Raw genomic sequence first — 15,111 nt, 5'->3', positions numbered from 1 at the left:
TGGCACCATGACCATTCAAAATATAAATCTTGTTCAACCCATGATGCGCCAGACTAGATATCACCTGAAGCACAAGCTCAGTGTACACCTCGATACTCAACGAGACTGTTCCGGGAAATCCCATATTAAACGGGGCCGGCGCATAAGCCAATTCAGGGGCCACAATGGCCCCACATTGATCCGCGGCACGCCACGAAATTTCGCGTGCACAGATGGCGTCAGTGCCAATCAAGCCAATTGGCCCATGCTGCTCAATCGAGCCGGTTGGCAGAATGACGCCTTGTCGCGACGCAATATACGTTTCAACTTCAAGCCAGGTCATGTTTTCAAGTTTCATGCACTTGGCTATCCCGCAGTCCTACCAAAGAGAAAGTGAAATCATGAACTGGACCAAATTTTTGGGTGAAACCGCCGCTCGTATAGGGGTGCTGCAAAAAGAAACGCCAGATATGTTTGTAGGGTTCAATGCCATGTCTGTCGCAGCCAAGAAGTCGGGTGCGTTGGACGAGAAAACCAAAGAGTTGATCGCGCTAGGCATCGCAATTTCAACCCGGTGCGACAGCTGCATTGGCTTTCATATCAAATCATTGGTTCGGCTGAAGACAACCCGCGAAGAGCTGTGTGAGGCCCTTGCGATGATCGGCTATATGGGTGGCGGACCATCGATTGCTTTTGGCGCAAAAGCGCTCGAGGCCTACGACGAGTTTTCTGGCCGGTAAGTGAACTGGGGCGGCGCCGGCACTATCTTTGGCGTGCCGTTACTCGCGAAGGGGAGGTGCTGGCAAGCTTCGTCAAGAAGACACGGGATCCAAAGACAGGATTGAAATTGGCATTGTCAGATTAAACTCACCTGCTAGAGTTTGGGAGAGGAATTTCGGCTGCTTTCGCGTCACGCTGCTTGATGACTATTAAGCAAATAAAGGAAATACGTCCGAGCCTAAACCCTCAGGACGGTGGGAGAACGAGCAGATCTGTTTAATTTGATACTGCCATTTCGGTTGTTCAAGCGGGTGTGTTTACGCGTGCGATGACTGGAAAACCAACCGACGGCACCCGACTAGCTAAGAGATATAAAATGACCAACGAATACGCCGAAAAACGCAACCTACCAGGGGGCCTTTACGACCCGCGCAACGAACATGATGCATGTGGTCTTGGCTTCATCGCGAATATCAAGGGAGTTAAATCCCACAAAATCATCGTGGATGGCATTCAGATTCTCGAGAATCTCGAGCATCGAGGAGCCACTGGCGCCGATCCGTTGATGGGCGATGGTGCAGGCATTCTGGTCCAGATCCCGCACGACTTTCTGGCCGATGAATGCCTCGGACTGGGATTCGAACTTCCAAAAGCGGGCGACTACAGCCTTGGGTTCTTCTTCATGCCCCAGGAAGTTGCTTTGCAAGATCAGATCAAGCTCACTATCGAACGCATCGCCGAGAGTGCTGATCAAAAGGTGATCGGTTGGCGGTCGGTTCCAACCGACAATACCAGCCTGTCTTTAGACCCGGAAATCATGGCAGCCGAACCTGCTCATTGGCAGGTTTTCTGTGCTCGGCCTGCGGGGTTGAGCGATGACGATTTCGAGCGGTGCATCTATGTCTTGCGCCGCGAAATCTCAAACGCAGTCATCGAGGCGCTTGGCAGTCGCGAAGATGTCTATCCCGTGTCAATGTCGGCGCGCACGGTCGTCTACAAGGGCATGTTCCTGGCCGATCAACTGTACCCTTATTTCGCGGACCTTCGCGACGAGCGGTTTGTCTCAGCACTTGCAATGGTGCACCAGCGGTTTTCGACCAACACGTTCCCGTCCTGGAAGCTGGCGCATCCCTACCGGATGGTTGCTCATAACGGTGAGATCAACACGCTACGCGGCAATGTGAACTGGATGGCTGCGCGCCAGTCGACGCTTTCATCCGACCTGTTTGGCGACGATATCAAAAAGATCTGGCCGGTTTCTTATGAGGGGCAGTCCGACACCGCCTGTTTCGACAATGCGCTGGAGCTGCTTTTTCAGGGGGGTTACTCGCTGCCCCATGCGATGATGATGCTCATACCCGAGGCCTGGGCCGGCAATCCGTTGATGGATGAGCAGCGACGGGCGTTCTACGAATACCATGCCGCGATGATGGAACCCTGGGATGGCCCCGCTGCAATTGCGTTTACGGATGGGCGCCAGATTGGTGCCACGCTAGATCGCAACGGGTTACGCCCAGCCCGCTATTTCGTATTGGACAACGACACCGTCGTTCTTGCTTCGGAAGCAGGCACATTGCCATTTGACGAGGGTAAGGTGGTGACCAAGTGGCGGCTTCAGCCTGGCAAAATGCTTTTGATCGACCTGGAAAAGGGCGTCATCGTTTCGGATGAAGAGATAAAAGAGCAGCTTTGCAGCGCCAATCCTTATGACCAGTGGCTCAAGAACACGCAGATTGTTCTGGAAGACCTTCGCGGGCTGAAATCCTCGCCACGCAAGTATCAGGGTCAGGATCTGCTCGATGCGCAGCAGGCCTTTGGATACACTCAGGAAGATATCAAACTGTTGATGACGCCGATGGCGACGACCGGGCAAGAGGCGCTTGGGTCCATGGGCACGGACACGCCGATTTCTGCGATGTCGAGCAAGGCCAAACTGCTTTACACTTACTTCAAACAGAACTTCGCACAGGTGACCAATCCTCCGATCGACCCGATCCGCGAAGAATCTGTGATGAGCCTGGTGTCCTTCATTGGGCCGCGCGCCAACCTGCTTGACCACAAGCATCTGTCTAAGAAAAAGCGGTTGGAAGTGCGGCAGCCGATCCTGCGGAATTCCGATTTGCAGAAGATTCGTGATATCAGCGATATCGGTGACAACCAGTTCATGTCGCGTGTGCTGGATACCACCTTCGACGTCGAGCGAGGCCCAGACGGCATGCAGATCTGCCTTCACCGGCTGTGCGATGCTGCTGAGAAGGCAGTGCAAAGCGGTGACAACATCATCATCCTGTCGGACCGCCAGTTCAACCAACAGCGTGTTGCTGTCCCGGCGCTGCTCGCGACAGCGGCGGTGCATCATCACCTGATCAAGAAAGGTCTGCGCACCTCTGTCGGGCTGGTCGTCGAATCCGCTGAACCGCGCGAAGTCCATCATTTTGCGGTTCTGGCCGGGTACGGCGCCGAGGCGATCAACCCCTATCTGGCGTTCGAGACGCTGGCCGATATGCACGCCAGGGACGCCTTTCCGCCAGAAGTCGACGAACATGAAGTCATCCAGCGTTATATCAAATCCATCGACAAGGGGTTGCTTAAGGTAATGTCGAAAATGGGCATCTCGACCTATCAGTCTTATTGCGGGGCACAAATTTTTGACGCCATCGGTCTCGCGTCGGATTTCGTAAGCCAGTATTTTACCGGGACGGCCAGCCAGATTGAAGGCATCGGATTGGGCGAGTTTGCGGTTGAGACCGTTCGCCGCCATCAGGAAGCTTACGGCGATGTGCCGGTTCTTCGTCACTCTCTGGATGTCGGCGGCGACTACGCCCTGCGACAACGCGGCGAGGCCCACGCCTGGACATCTGACGAGGTAAGCAACCTTCAGCACGCGGTCCGTGGCAACAGCCAAGACAAATACCGTGCCTACGCGAAATCGATCAATGAACAGCAGCAGCGGCTTTTGACGATCCGCGGTATGTTCCGCCTGCGCCCTGCCGAAGAAACCGGACGCAAGCCGCTGGAGCTTTCGGAAGTTGAGCCCGCACTGGATATCGTTAAACGATTTGCAACCGGGGCCATGTCCTATGGCTCGATCTCGGCGGAAGCACATGAAAACCTTGCGATCGCGATGAACCGGATCGGCGGAAAATCCAATACCGGCGAAGGCGGCGAAGAGGTCGAGCGCTTTACGCCGATGGCAAACGGCGACAGCAAGCGCTCGGCGATCAAGCAGGTTGCCTCTGGCCGCTTCGGTGTAACGACGGAATACTTGGCCAATTCTGACATGATCCAGATCAAGATGGCGCAGGGAGCCAAGCCCGGCGAAGGCGGTCAGCTGCCCGGCCATAAAGTCGATGCGGTGATCGCAAAGGTGCGCCACTCAACAATTGGCGTCGGGCTGATTTCACCACCGCCGCATCATGATATCTATTCGATCGAGGATTTGGCGCAGCTGATCTATGATCTCAAAAACGTCAATCCGCGTGCAGATATCTCGGTGAAACTCGTCTCAGAAGTCGGTGTAGGTACGGTTGCCGCCGGTGTAGCCAAGGCCCGAGCGGATCACGTGACAATCTCCGGAATGGAGGGAGGGACAGGTGCAAGTCCACTCACATCCATCAAACATGCCGGTTCTCCTTGGGAGATCGGGCTTGCCGAGACGCACCAGACCCTGCTGCGCAACAAATTGCGTTCGCGGATCGCTGTGCAGGTGGATGGCGGATTGCGTACGGGACGAGATGTGGTCATAGGCGCATTGCTGGGTGCTGATGAGTTCGGATTTGCGACTGCGCCGCTGGTCGCCTCTGGCTGCATCATGATGCGAAAGTGTCACCTGAACACCTGCCCAGTGGGTGTCGCAACCCAGGACCCGGTGCTGCGCAGACGCTTTACCGGCCAGCCTGAGCATGTGATCAATTTCTTCTTCTTCGTGGCCGAAGAAGTCCGGGAGCTCATGGCCGCGCTCGGTTTTGCCACCATGGACGAAATGATCGGCCAGCTTAGTGTGTTGGATCGCGATCGGGCTATCGACCACTGGAAGGCGCGGGGCTTGGATTTCAGCAAGTTGTTCTTCGATCCCGAGATGGGCGAGGATGTGCCGATCTATCACTGCGAATCCCAAGTACATCATATCGACGATGTACTGGACCGCGAATTCATCCGCCTCGCTCAGCCCGCGTTGGAAAACCGCGAACCCGTTAAGCTGGATATGAAGATTGCAAACCGGAACCGTTCTGTCGGGGCGATGTTGTCGGGTGAAATTGCCAAACGCTATGGGCATGCAGGGCTACCGGATGACACCATCCATATCAAGTTGACCGGTACGACCGGACAGGCGTTCGGTGCCTGGGTTTCGCGCGGTGTCACGTTGGAGGTCGAGGGCGAAGGCAACGACTATATCGGTAAGGGGCTGTCCGGCGGCAGGTTGATCATTTACCCGCCAAAGAGTGCCGTTCAGATCGACCCAAGCGAGTCGATCATTGCTGGTAACACCGTGCTTTACGGCGCCATCGAGGGTGAATGCTATTTGCGCGGTGTGGCTGGCGAGCGGTTTGCGGTGCGCAACTCTGGGGCCACTGCGGTTGTCGAAGGAGTTGGCGATCATGGCTGCGAATACATGACTGGCGGCGTTGTGGCGGTTCTGGGTTACACCGGGCGTAACTTCGCTGCGGGAATGTCCGGCGGTATCGCTTATGTATTGGACGAGGACGGCACCTTTGCCAGTCGGTGCAACCTGGCCATGGTCGAGTTGGAACCTGTGCCCGAAGAAGACAACCTGATGGAATCCCAGCACCATATCGGCGGTAATATCGAACACCATGGCCGGGTCGATGTGTCCAATGACATGACCCAACATGATGACGAGCGCTTGCGCCAGTTGATTGAAAACCATCGGTACTACACCGGCTCAAAACAAGCCGCCCACATACTGGAAAACTGGGAAGAGTTTCGTCCGAAATTCGTGAAAGTCATGCCCACGGAATACCGCCGGGCCCTCGAAGAGATCGAAACAGCGCAGATGGCCGCTAATCCGGCGGCGTGATCAACAACTCAAGGCACGCTGTGGCGTCCGAAGCGGAGTAAGAAATTATGGGTAAAGTGACAGGCTTTCTTGAGGTCGACAGGCAGGACAGAAAATACCGCCCCGCCTCTGACCGCACGCGTAGCTACAAAGAATTCATAATTCCCCTGCCAGAGCAGACGCTGCGCGATCAGGCCAGCCGGTGCATGGACTGCGGCATTCCTTTTTGTCACGATCAGAAAGGTCTGAAGGGGTGTCCGGTGGACAACCAGATCCCGGACTGGAACAATCTGGTTTATGATGGGGATTGGCGTGCGGCCTCAGACAACCTGCATTCCACCAACAACTTTCCCGAGTTTACAGGGCGAATTTGTCCGGCTCCCTGCGAAGCCTCCTGTACCTTGAACCTGATAGACAGCCCGGTGACGATCAAGTCCATCGAATGCGCCATTGTAGACAAGGCCTGGGAGAACGGATGGATCGAGCCACAGGTTCCGGTCCACAAAACGGGCAAGAAGATCGCGGTTATTGGCGCTGGGCCAGCCGGTATGGCCGCGGCCCAACAGCTCGCCCGGGCGGGCCACGACGTGCACATTTATGAGAAGACACAGAAAATCGGCGGGCTGATGCGCTATGGGATACCTGATTTCAAGATGGAAAAAACCCATATTGACCGCCGCGCCGTGCAAATGGCTGCAGAGGGCGTCGTGTTTCATCTGGGCGTTCATGTGGGCAAGGATCTCGCTATCGACGCTTTGGTCGATCAACATGATGCCGTCATCCTGTCCGGCGGCGCCGAGAATCCCCGTGATCTGCCAATCGAGGGTCGCGACCTAGAGGGCGTGCATTTTGCGATGGAGTTCCTGCCACAGCAAAACCGCCGCGTTTCTGAAGAGCCGCAAGATGCTGTGCCAATTCTGGCTGGTGGCAAGCATGTGGTCGTCATCGGTGGCGGCGATACCGGATCAGACTGCATTGGTACGTCGATCCGCCAAGGTGCGCTTTCGGTCACGCAGCTTGAAATCATGCCAACGCCGCCGGATCGCGAAAACAAGCTGCTGACCTGGCCCAACTGGCCTTTGAAAATGCGAACGTCTTCCAGTCAGGAAGAGGGTGCGGGCCGCGAATTTTCGGTCATGACCCAACGGTTCGAAGGCGCGAACGATCAGGTTAAGGCATTGCATTGCATCCGCGTCGACGAAAAATTTCAACCCGTCGCAGGCAGCGAGTTCGTTTTGCGCGCTGATCTTGCATTGTTAGCAATGGGCTTCGTGTCTCCAACGATCGAGGGCATGATTGCAGATCTTGGCGTCGAACTCGACGCCCGCCAGAATGTGCTTGCCGACACGACCGCCTACAAAACCAGCCATGACAAAGTCTGGACCGCTGGTGACATGCGGCGTGGCCAGTCGCTTGTGGTCTGGGCGATCCGCGAAGGCCGCCATTGTGCGCACGCTGTCGATAAGGCTTTGATGGGTAAGTCTGCCTTGGCAGTATAGAGGTATTCGCCTGAACAGACTTTTGGGTGGTGTCATGTGTAGACGTATATGGCCCCTGACGTCACGGTCAGCGCAAAGCCAAATCTAAACCGCGGCGTCAGTTGGTCTCGACCCGCTCAACCTGGCAATGCGGTGACTTGCCCATCTGCGATAAGCTGTTTGAACGCGCGGTATGTGTCTTCGATACCGTCCTGCACAGAGACATGTGGATATTTCGGGACACTAGCCCAAAGAGGGGCCTCGTCTAAATCAGCTGGAAATGGAAATGGATCGCCCTTGGCGGTCACGGCCATGCCACTGTCCAAACCCCGCAGAATGCTCAGTCCGTTTTCGATCGTCTCGCAACGCCCGTTAAGATCAAATACCGATGCGCTTTCACCTGCTTGGCTGACCGCTGCGATAAAAGCCGCCGCTGCTTCCCCCGCATATAGCCAGCTGTATGAGCCTGTATATGGGATCTCAAATGGAAGCCCCATTGCGGCGGCCTGTATGCCGGCCGTGTTCAAAGAGCTCATCCCCTGATCCCGTGCCACACCATAAACAACGTTCGGGCGAAGACCTATCGAGGGAACTTCCCAATCGTTCCAATAAACATAAGCCGTATTTTCATTGGCCAATTTGTACGCGCCGTAAAGAGTTTCCTTGTAAGGTCCACCAGGCGGGAACGATACCGATGCGATGGATGAAGCATAGGTTGTGCGTTTGATCTCTGCATGACGCGCAGCTTCTAGCATATTGATGGTGCCTTCCACATTTACGCGAGCACCGAGCGCTGGGTTTGCGGCGCAAAACGGCACTTGAAGTCCAGCCAGATGAATAATTGTCCGGATCCCGTGCGATTTGACAACTTCCGCGACACGTGTGGCATCGGTGACATCCAGGACTTCCCAAGTCAGGGCGCCTGCCGCATCCGCGCCCATCACCAGCGATGGGCGGGTGCGGTCATCCTGCAAATCGGCAGCAACGCAGGGCACGCCAGAGCGGCTGAGAATAGCAACGGTCCAAGCGCCGATGCATCCACCTGCACCGGTCACCAGTATCGGTCCGTCAAAACGGTCGGCTGAAACAAGGAATCTGTCAGTCAAGAAGTTCATAGCTATTCTCCTTACAAATGGTCGAATTGTCTAATGAAGTGTGCGGGGCTTTGGATGGATTTTGCAAGAGTGACCTGCCCCCCCCCGAACCTTCCCTCACATTGATGTTGAGTTTACTCAACCTTTTGAAGGAGCAGACAGATGCGAAAGAGCCGTTTTACAGAGACGCAAATTATCCACTGCCCGGCAGCGTATCGCGCAGCAATATCCCGAGAGGGGGAATGATAAAGGAGCAGGAGGCTGGGATGCCAATGGCAGAGGTGCGTTGCAGTCTTAGTCCGGCGGCGCTCTACAACTGCACCACGTCCGTGCCTCGATGCGCCGTGATCTATTTCTTCAGCGTCGACAAGCCAACACCCAGATCATCGGCCACCTGCTTGCGCGTAAGCTCACTGGTCAGCGCAATCCTCACCGCATCCTTGCGGAATTCGTCCATTCTTCCATGTCCCATAGTTCGTCTCCTTTGTTGCAGTAAATGCTATCAAAGGAGCGGCATCAAACCGCGACAGGTCCAGTATCAGCGGGCGGCTAAGAAGATCCCCGTTGTGCTCAGTGCCGAAGAAGTTGCACGCATTCTTGAGGCCGGGCCCGGACCCGGGCTGAGATATCGGGCGGCGTTCAGCGTGGCCTATGGTGGCGGGTTGCGGGCGAGTGAAGTCACGCATCTGAAGGTTGGCGATATCGACAGCGACCGCATGTCCACGTCATCGTACCGGGTGGTGGGTTGTCACCCGATGGGTCCCGTTGGCTTGCCTGCCGTCCCGGGTTCTTCCTGCCGGTGAAGGTCCTGTCGAGGCTGTTCCGCCGTTTGTTCCTGGAAGGTCTGACAAGGTTACACAAGGCAGGCAAGCTGGCCTTCTTCGGTGATCTGGTGCACCTATCCGATCCTGACGCCTTCGCGGCCCACCTTGCTCCGCTGCGCAAAGCCAACTGGGTGGTTTATGCCAAACCACCCTTCGGCGGGCCGGAGGCCGTCTTGGCATACTTGAGCCGCTACACGCACCGTGTGGCAATCTCAAACAGCCGCTTGGTCAGCGCCGATGCCAACTCCGTTGCCTTCCGGTGGAAAGACTATCGCATCAAACGCGGGGATCGCATGAGGACTATGCGCCTGCCCACGGGCGAGTTCATCCGACGCTTTGTGATCCATGTCCTGCCATCGGGCTTCCACCGCATCCGCCACACAGGCTTCCTCGCGAATGGCATCCGCCGCGACAGGATCGCAAAGATCAGGTCCTTATTGGAGGCTGAAGCAGACGCCAATCCGAAAGCCGATGAAGATCAAGGTGTCGATACCGACGAACGAGACCAGTCCCAGCCGTGCCCCAAATGCGGTGGCGCGATGATGATCATCGAGACTTTCTTGCGCGGCCAGCTTCCTCAATCCCGAGCACCGCCATGGGAGGACGCCGCATGATACGAGGAGCAAACCCGGCCCTCCCTTGCGCAGGCACCGGACCAGTCAGTGCGGCCATCTCACCAAATCATGCGCTGCACCCGGCCTGTGGCTGCATGATACGAGACCCGTCGACCAAATCGGGTCGGGCAAATCGACCCATTCGCACTGCCTGTCGTCATGCAGCCGGTCGCACTGCACATCGAGCACCGCAGCCCTAGCCCACAATCCCCATAGCATCAAAATCCGCCCGCGCTTTCCTCCTTGTCAGATTTGTCGCCGCTGCATCTCGCGATGACAGCAGCCACAAACCTTAGACGAAAGAGGTCGTCGCTATTTCCCGCTCCTAACCTATTCCTGGATCGATTGAAGATAGTAAACTAGCTCAAGCACCCGCGATCGCGCCCTTTGCCGGTTCAGTTCATCCGGGCCGTATTCCGTCATGGACCTTTCCCAGTAGCGGTCACCCCACACAGGCATTTTTCGGTCGCCGTGAGCGGCCACTTCCGCACGTCCGTCGATGACTTGGAATACCTTATCGGATGGAAATTGACCGTCATTGTTTGCGGCCAGCTGCGTGAGGTCGCCGGGGTCTACACCTCGGAAGACACGAGTGAGGAAGCCAGCACCTTTTCCGTCTTCGCCATGACATGACGCGCAAGAGTTTTCGAATTCGGCAGCAACTGGCTCGAAGCTCCTCGCTGCTTCCTGCGCCGTCACGATTACCGTCTGGGAGAACAAAAAGACCACCGCTGCACTGATAATTCTAACCAAGAGTTTGGACATTTACCGATCCTCCTATGAATGGTTAGACGCTACCAAAAAACGAGATGCCGGAATTGATCGGCGTCAATTCGGCGGCTTCACGACTGCGATCTCCGCTTTCATCTGACACCTACTTTTCACGCATTTCTGCCGTTCCCAAGCACTAAGGAACGTCAGCTTTGGGGTCAAAGCAGTCATACAAACTCTGTGCCCTGATGGCGGCTTCTGACCCGGAAGAGGCGTCGACATGATTCACTCGCGGTGCGCTGTCAGGGGTCGGCAGACCTGAAGCGTCCAATCCTGGTCAGTTGTTATCCGTGAGACCGGATAGGAAGTCCGCTATGATACATTTGACATCAGCATGATGCCCCAAGAGCAGGTGGCCGCCATGATCTAGCGCAATGAATCGTGCGATCGGCACGCCCTCTGCGATCGCCTCCCCGACGGCGAAAGGATTGAGGCGGTCGTCCCAGGCATGAACGACAAGTGTTGGCGCCTCGATCGCCTCCAGCTGATAGACTATACTTGGATCAACTGCGGCGCCCTCGTTGCCCACTCCAACGACTCGCTTGGACGCTGGCAGGAACTCGTCGACAAGACGGCGGATGAACGCCTCCTCTTCTGAGGAAAGGGCTTCGCGAAGGTCGGTGCGGGCATCGAACGTCTGCTCTAGGCCACCTCGCGCGACAGGGGTCAGCAACCAATACACAACATCGTTTCCAAGCAATGCGCCATAGACCCAGCTTGGGATCGGCCTTCCCTCGACGTCGGGGCTGAAGGGCGTAAATGGCGCTGACGATAGCAGCACCATACGGTCGACCCGGTCCGGATAGAGTTCGCCAAACTGGAGGGCGGGCGGCACACCGCCGGACATTGCCAAGGCACTCACCCGTCTCAATCCCAGTTCATCGAGAAGATCGGTAAACGCGTGCGCTTGGTCATCCGGCGACCCGTGTTCCGTCAATTCACTGCGCAAGTATCCGAAGCGTGAGACTGCGATCCACATAAAGCTGTCCCCCCAAAGACTTCAGCGAGAAGTCGCCCCTGGTCGAGTCCGCCGCCCGCGCTGTGAACAGCCAGGACTGGCGGCCCCTCGCCCCAGACCGCGTACTCCGTCGCTCCGTGGCGCGTCTCTACCAGACGGCTCTCAGCCTCCAGCATCTTGACGCGCTGGTTATTCTCACGAAATGCGATCGACGATATCAACACACCGACAGCGAGAATGGCCACCAGCAGGTATCTCAACCATTTCATTACGGACATTCAGCGTCTCTTCGATGTTTCCGAGCCCCAAAGGAGTATTGCGCCATCAAGGAACCGATGGAAGGCAATGTGACCGTCTGAAGACCATTAAGGTCCTGGGCAACGGCAATGGGCTCTAAGCAGTCATCTGATGATTTTTGCCAAAGAAGGCGTGGCTCCTAGGATTATTCTTGCACTTGGGCCGGTTCGTCGCAATCACGCTTCAGACCACGCGCGGTGCTTCCAGGGTGTGATACGCTCCGTTCGAAGCTGCTCGGTTCGGGCCGACGCGCGGCGCCTGCGATCCCCCGCCCTTCAAATCACTCATATCTGCAACCTTACGCGAACCATGCGGCCATCCCTTTGAATCTCTATTTCCCAACTTGAGGTGTCGGTTGTAGCTGCATTCTCTATGTCTGACGGGGCGAGGATCTTGGTGCCGTTGATGCGCACGATGGTGTCCCCGGGGCGCAGGCCTATGCGGCTGGCGTAGCCTTCGGCCTGCAGCACAATCACCCCTTGGCTGCTAAGGGGCAGGTCAAGATCGCTGATGAATTTCGGATTTACGCGGGCAACCACCAGCCCGTTGAAGGGCGAACTTGCGGTGACCAGAAATGGCGCGCTGTCGGGCGTGTCGGGCGCCTGCGCCACCGCGACGGTGGCGTTGGATGGCGTGCCGTCTCGCAGAAACCGGATCGCGGCGTCAGAGCCAAGGCCACTGGTTGAAAGGCGAAACTCAAGCTCTGCCGGGCCATTCACGGGCAGGTCATTGATCGACAGTATGACGTCTCCGGGCTGCATATTGGCGGCAGCAAAGGGGCTCTGCGGGTGGATTTCGGTGATCATGGCGCCAGTTGGCACGTTCTGATCCAGCGCATCTGCCAGCGCGTCGTCAACCTGTTGAACGGCCAACCCAGACCACGGGCGTATGAATGCTGTGTGACCTGCGCGGGCCTGAGCGATGTATTGCATCACCATGTTAGAGGGTATCGCGAAACCGATGCCGTTTGATCCGCCAGAGCGCGTGAGGATTGAGGTATTGATGCCGATCAGTTGGCCCTGCATATCCACCAGCGCACCACCTGAATTGCCCGGATTGATGGGCGCGTCGGTTTGGATGTAATAGCCGGCTTGGCTGCCGACATTGGCACCACTGCGGGCAAGGCCGGAAATGATGCCGCTGGTTACTGTCTGTCCAACACCAAATGGGTTTCCTATGGCCAGCACTAGATCGCCGACCTGAATCGCGTCGGAGTTGGCGAGTTCGATGGTTGGTAGGTTGTCGGAATCTTTCAGTTTGATGACGGCGATGTCAGTGTCCTGATCGCTGAGCAGGATTTCACCCGCGAATTCGCGGCGGTCTGACAAAACAACGCGAATTTCTCTGGCGTCGCCGACCACGTGGTAGTTGGATACGACGATGCCGTCCGCGCCGACAATCACACCGGACCCCAGCGAGTTTTCCAGCCGCGGAACGGATTGGCCGAAACCAAAGAATTGGGAAAAAAACGGATCGCCCGCAAAAGGGCTGACCTGTTCAGCCACGACGCGGGTTGCGTAGATGTTTACGACGGCGGGCGAAGCTTCGCGCACAACAGGTGCGAAAGACAATTGCATTTGGAGTTGGGTGGTTGGCACCAGTTTTTTTTCGGCGGAGCTGATTGTGGCGGCTGCCATTGTCCAGACCAAGAAACATACCGCGAAAATGCGCATTGGCTTACCCCGAGGCTTGTTGCAGCTTTGGCGCCCAAAATGGGGCGCCAAAGATCTTCTTCAAAGGCCAGACTAATCGCCGGATTTGACTTCGACCTTCTTGACCTTGGTCACAGCCTCTGGCGGTTTGGGGATCGTGACGGTCAGAACGCCAGATTTTACGGCGGCGTCAACCTTGTCGGGATCAATGTCAAACGGCAGCGTCATAGAGCGGAAGAACGATCCGGAGTGGCGTTCAATGCGGTGGAATTCGCGCCCCTCTTCTTCGCCCTTTTCCTCGTTTTCCGACTTTTTCTCACCCTTGAGTGAAATGCGATTGCCGGTGACTTCGACATCGATGTCTTTCATTTCGATGCCGGGCAGTTCTGCAGTGATGCAGATTTCCTTGTCAGTTTCGCTGAGGTTGGAACGCACGGCAAAGCCATCGGTTTTGGACAACATGCCAGTGTCAAAATCGTCGATCAGAGAGTCGATCTGTTTGCGAAGTGCGCCAAACGGCCCGTTGGCATCAGCTTGTTTGCCTAACCATGCTGCGGGTAGCCAATCAGTGTTTGCCATTCATATGCTCCATCTTGAATGATTTATTGGTTGGTATTTGCATAAAAAATGGAGCGCTGGCCTGACCTAGATCAATTTTGGGGGGCAGGTCAGGGGGACTAGCGGCGAAGAAGCGGCAAGGCAACCTCACGGCGTCGGCATTGGGCTCAGTGCACTCGCTCGCCGCACTGCTGACAATCCTTTGCTGAGCGGACTAAGTGAGGTTTCGCTGCGCGCCTACCAAAGCCAAAGGCGTTCTGTGATTTGCGACTTCCATAACCAATACCGCGTCAAAAAACCAAGGCCGTGCCTTAGCCGAAGAAAAATCGCCAGCCAACAATCAAAAAAGCTGCAAGGAAGAAGACGACTGCGACAATTATCCGGATCCGAGCAAAGGGACTGACAACCGATATGGAATCGCGACGAAGATTTTTCACCGGATCACATGCACTGAGCATTTGGCATGGCGAACAACCCTCCCAGCAGTTGAGCCTAGAAAGATGTTCTCTATTCCAGGCTTGTGTGAGGCTAAGACGATGCAATCGATCCCGTTCTTGTCAGCGTAATCGACGATGAAACGCCCCGCATGACCCGAACCCAATATCGCCGAGGACCCCGGCAACGCCCTGGACGATTGCCTCAAGGTGCGCTCGATTTCGATGCGCTTCTTGGCCAAAATATCTCCAAGGATCTGAGACTCTACGTAGGAGGGTATCGTTTCCATTACGTGCAGCACTGTGAACTCAGCGTCTTCGTCTGCCAGGGTGCGTGCCGCCAGATAGGATGCCTGAGTGTCGTGCCCTTCATCAAAAAGAACGGGCACAAGAATGCTTTTGTACATCGCCTGTCTCCTTCGAGTTCAAGTGGTGGACCTGCAGAAAAGCCTAATTCAAACGAATTTTCCGGGCATTGAGCCACATCAATCACTGGCGGATCTACCCAGCAGAGAAGTGTTTGTAAGCATCTCAATAAACAGCCGTCTTGTCCGCTTACGGCCCAAGCACTAAATCGCTCCGCGATAGGGGCGCTTGTGGCGGGTGTTGCGTTGAATCGGGATTTGTTGCGCGGTTTTAGATGTTGGGTGTGTGCTGTTGGTCGAGGTGATTTCGCCTCGATTGACAGAGGACATTCCGATGAACATTCAACAAT

At 56.1% G+C, this 15,111-nt stretch carries 11 protein-coding genes and 4 pseudogenes; 6 read left to right on the top strand and 9 right to left on the bottom strand.

Going from position 1 to position 15,111, the window contains the following annotated elements:
* Nucleotides 1-337: creatininase family protein (locus tag AC221Y_RS10915; RefSeq protein ID WP_486707321.1), on the bottom strand; the 337-nt coding region annotated here is incomplete at its 3' end.
* A 43-nt stretch (nucleotides 338-380) separates the two neighbouring features.
* On the opposite strand from AC221Y_RS10915, the gene AC221Y_RS10910 reads away from it, so the two are divergent.
* From AC221Y_RS10910 to AC221Y_RS10895, 4 genes and pseudogenes are all read left to right on the top strand, one after another.
* A complete protein-coding gene (locus AC221Y_RS10910) occupies nucleotides 381-719 on the top strand; it encodes a carboxymuconolactone decarboxylase family protein (RefSeq protein WP_299751040.1) in 339 nt (112 codons plus the stop codon).
* 20 nt (nucleotides 720-739) lie between these two features.
* Nucleotides 740-826 (top strand): annotated as a pseudogene (locus AC221Y_RS10905) (IS6 family transposase); the annotation flags it as partial.
* A 249-nt stretch (nucleotides 827-1,075) separates the two neighbouring features.
* Complete coding sequence (gltB, locus tag AC221Y_RS10900) at nucleotides 1,076-5,737, top strand: glutamate synthase large subunit (protein ID WP_299751042.1); 4,662 nt, start codon at nucleotides 1,076-1,078, stop codon at nucleotides 5,735-5,737.
* 47 nt (nucleotides 5,738-5,784) lie between these two features.
* Nucleotides 5,785-7,215, top strand: coding sequence for a glutamate synthase subunit beta (locus tag AC221Y_RS10895; protein ID WP_299751045.1), 1,431 nt, complete (start codon nucleotides 5,785-5,787; stop codon nucleotides 7,213-7,215).
* 116 nt (nucleotides 7,216-7,331) lie between these two features.
* Here AC221Y_RS10895 and AC221Y_RS10890 read toward each other — a convergent pair whose 3' ends face one another.
* Together AC221Y_RS10890 and AC221Y_RS10885 are read right to left on the bottom strand one after the other, a co-directional pair.
* Nucleotides 7,332-8,309, bottom strand: a complete 978-nt coding sequence (locus AC221Y_RS10890; protein ID WP_299751048.1) for an NAD-dependent epimerase/dehydratase family protein — start codon at nucleotides 8,307-8,309, stop codon at nucleotides 7,332-7,334.
* Nucleotides 8,310-8,640: 331 nt separating this feature from the next.
* A pseudogene (locus AC221Y_RS10885) lies at nucleotides 8,641-8,760 on the bottom strand (transposase); the annotation flags it as partial.
* Nucleotides 8,761-8,812: 52 nt separating this feature from the next.
* On the opposite strand from AC221Y_RS10885, the pseudogene AC221Y_RS10880 reads away from it, so the two are divergent.
* Nucleotides 8,813-9,007 (top strand): annotated as a pseudogene (locus AC221Y_RS10880) (tyrosine-type recombinase/integrase); the annotation flags it as partial.
* Nucleotides 9,001-9,726, top strand: a pseudogene (locus AC221Y_RS10875) (IS91 family transposase); the annotation flags it as partial. The pseudogenes AC221Y_RS10880 and AC221Y_RS10875, both read left to right, overlap by 7 nt.
* Nucleotides 9,727-10,056: 330 nt before the next feature.
* On the opposite strand, the gene AC221Y_RS10870 reads toward AC221Y_RS10875, so the two are convergent.
* The 6 genes from AC221Y_RS10870 to AC221Y_RS10845 all read right to left on the bottom strand — a co-directional run bounded on the left by AC221Y_RS10870 (nucleotide 10,057) and on the right by AC221Y_RS10845 (nucleotide 14,803).
* The gene (locus AC221Y_RS10870; RefSeq protein ID WP_299754134.1) at nucleotides 10,057-10,491 is read right to left on the bottom strand and encodes a c-type cytochrome; all 435 of its coding nucleotides are present in this window, start codon (nucleotides 10,489-10,491) and stop codon (nucleotides 10,057-10,059) included.
* 283 nt (nucleotides 10,492-10,774) lie between these two features.
* Nucleotides 10,775-11,476, bottom strand: coding sequence for an alpha/beta fold hydrolase (locus AC221Y_RS10865; RefSeq protein WP_299754136.1), 702 nt, complete (start codon nucleotides 11,474-11,476; stop codon nucleotides 10,775-10,777).
* On the bottom strand, nucleotides 11,431-11,733 hold the full coding sequence (locus tag AC221Y_RS10860; protein ID WP_299754138.1) for a hypothetical protein: 303 nt from the start codon (nucleotides 11,731-11,733) through the stop codon (nucleotides 11,431-11,433). Before AC221Y_RS10860 ends, AC221Y_RS10865 begins: the two co-directional genes overlap by 46 nt.
* 303 nt (nucleotides 11,734-12,036) lie before the next feature.
* A complete protein-coding gene (locus AC221Y_RS10855; RefSeq protein ID WP_486707320.1) occupies nucleotides 12,037-13,425 on the bottom strand; it encodes a trypsin-like peptidase domain-containing protein in 1,389 nt (462 codons plus the stop codon).
* A gap of 72 nt (nucleotides 13,426-13,497) precedes the next feature.
* Entirely contained in the window at nucleotides 13,498-13,983 is a 486-nt protein-coding gene (locus AC221Y_RS10850) for an Hsp20/alpha crystallin family protein (RefSeq protein WP_299754143.1), read from the bottom strand.
* Nucleotides 13,984-14,395: 412 nt separating this feature from the next.
* Nucleotides 14,396-14,803, bottom strand: a complete 408-nt coding sequence (locus AC221Y_RS10845; RefSeq protein ID WP_299754145.1) for a universal stress protein — start codon at nucleotides 14,801-14,803, stop codon at nucleotides 14,396-14,398.
* Nucleotides 14,804-15,111: the final 308 nt, after the last annotated feature.

The sequence above is a fragment of the Boseongicola sp. genome, assembly GCF_057460485.1.
Note: the sequence above shows the minus strand (reverse complement) of the source record. Positions and strands in the feature narration are given on the sequence as shown.

Coding starts and splice junctions, on each gene's coding strand:
- gltB (WP_299751042.1), top strand. CDS start 1,076: ATGACCAACGAATACGCCGAAAAACGCAACCTACCAGGGGGCCTTTAC.
- AC221Y_RS10850 (WP_299754143.1), bottom strand. CDS start 13,983: ATGGCAAACACTGATTGGCTACCCGCAGCATGGTTAGGCAAACAAGCT.
- AC221Y_RS10910 (WP_299751040.1), top strand. CDS start 381: ATGAACTGGACCAAATTTTTGGGTGAAACCGCCGCTCGTATAGGGGTG.
- AC221Y_RS10890 (WP_299751048.1), bottom strand. CDS start 8,309: ATGAACTTCTTGACTGACAGATTCCTTGTTTCAGCCGACCGTTTTGAC.
- AC221Y_RS10855 (WP_486707320.1), bottom strand. CDS start 13,425: ATGCGCATTTTCGCGGTATGTTTCTTGGTCTGGACAATGGCAGCCGCC.
- AC221Y_RS10865 (WP_299754136.1), bottom strand. CDS start 11,476: ATGTGGATCGCAGTCTCACGCTTCGGATACTTGCGCAGTGAATTGACG.
- AC221Y_RS10845 (WP_299754145.1), bottom strand. CDS start 14,803: ATGTACAAAAGCATTCTTGTGCCCGTTCTTTTTGATGAAGGGCACGAC.
- AC221Y_RS10895 (WP_299751045.1), top strand. CDS start 5,785: ATGGGTAAAGTGACAGGCTTTCTTGAGGTCGACAGGCAGGACAGAAAA.
- AC221Y_RS10860 (WP_299754138.1), bottom strand. CDS start 11,733: ATGTCCGTAATGAAATGGTTGAGATACCTGCTGGTGGCCATTCTCGCT.
- AC221Y_RS10870 (WP_299754134.1), bottom strand. CDS start 10,491: ATGTCCAAACTCTTGGTTAGAATTATCAGTGCAGCGGTGGTCTTTTTG.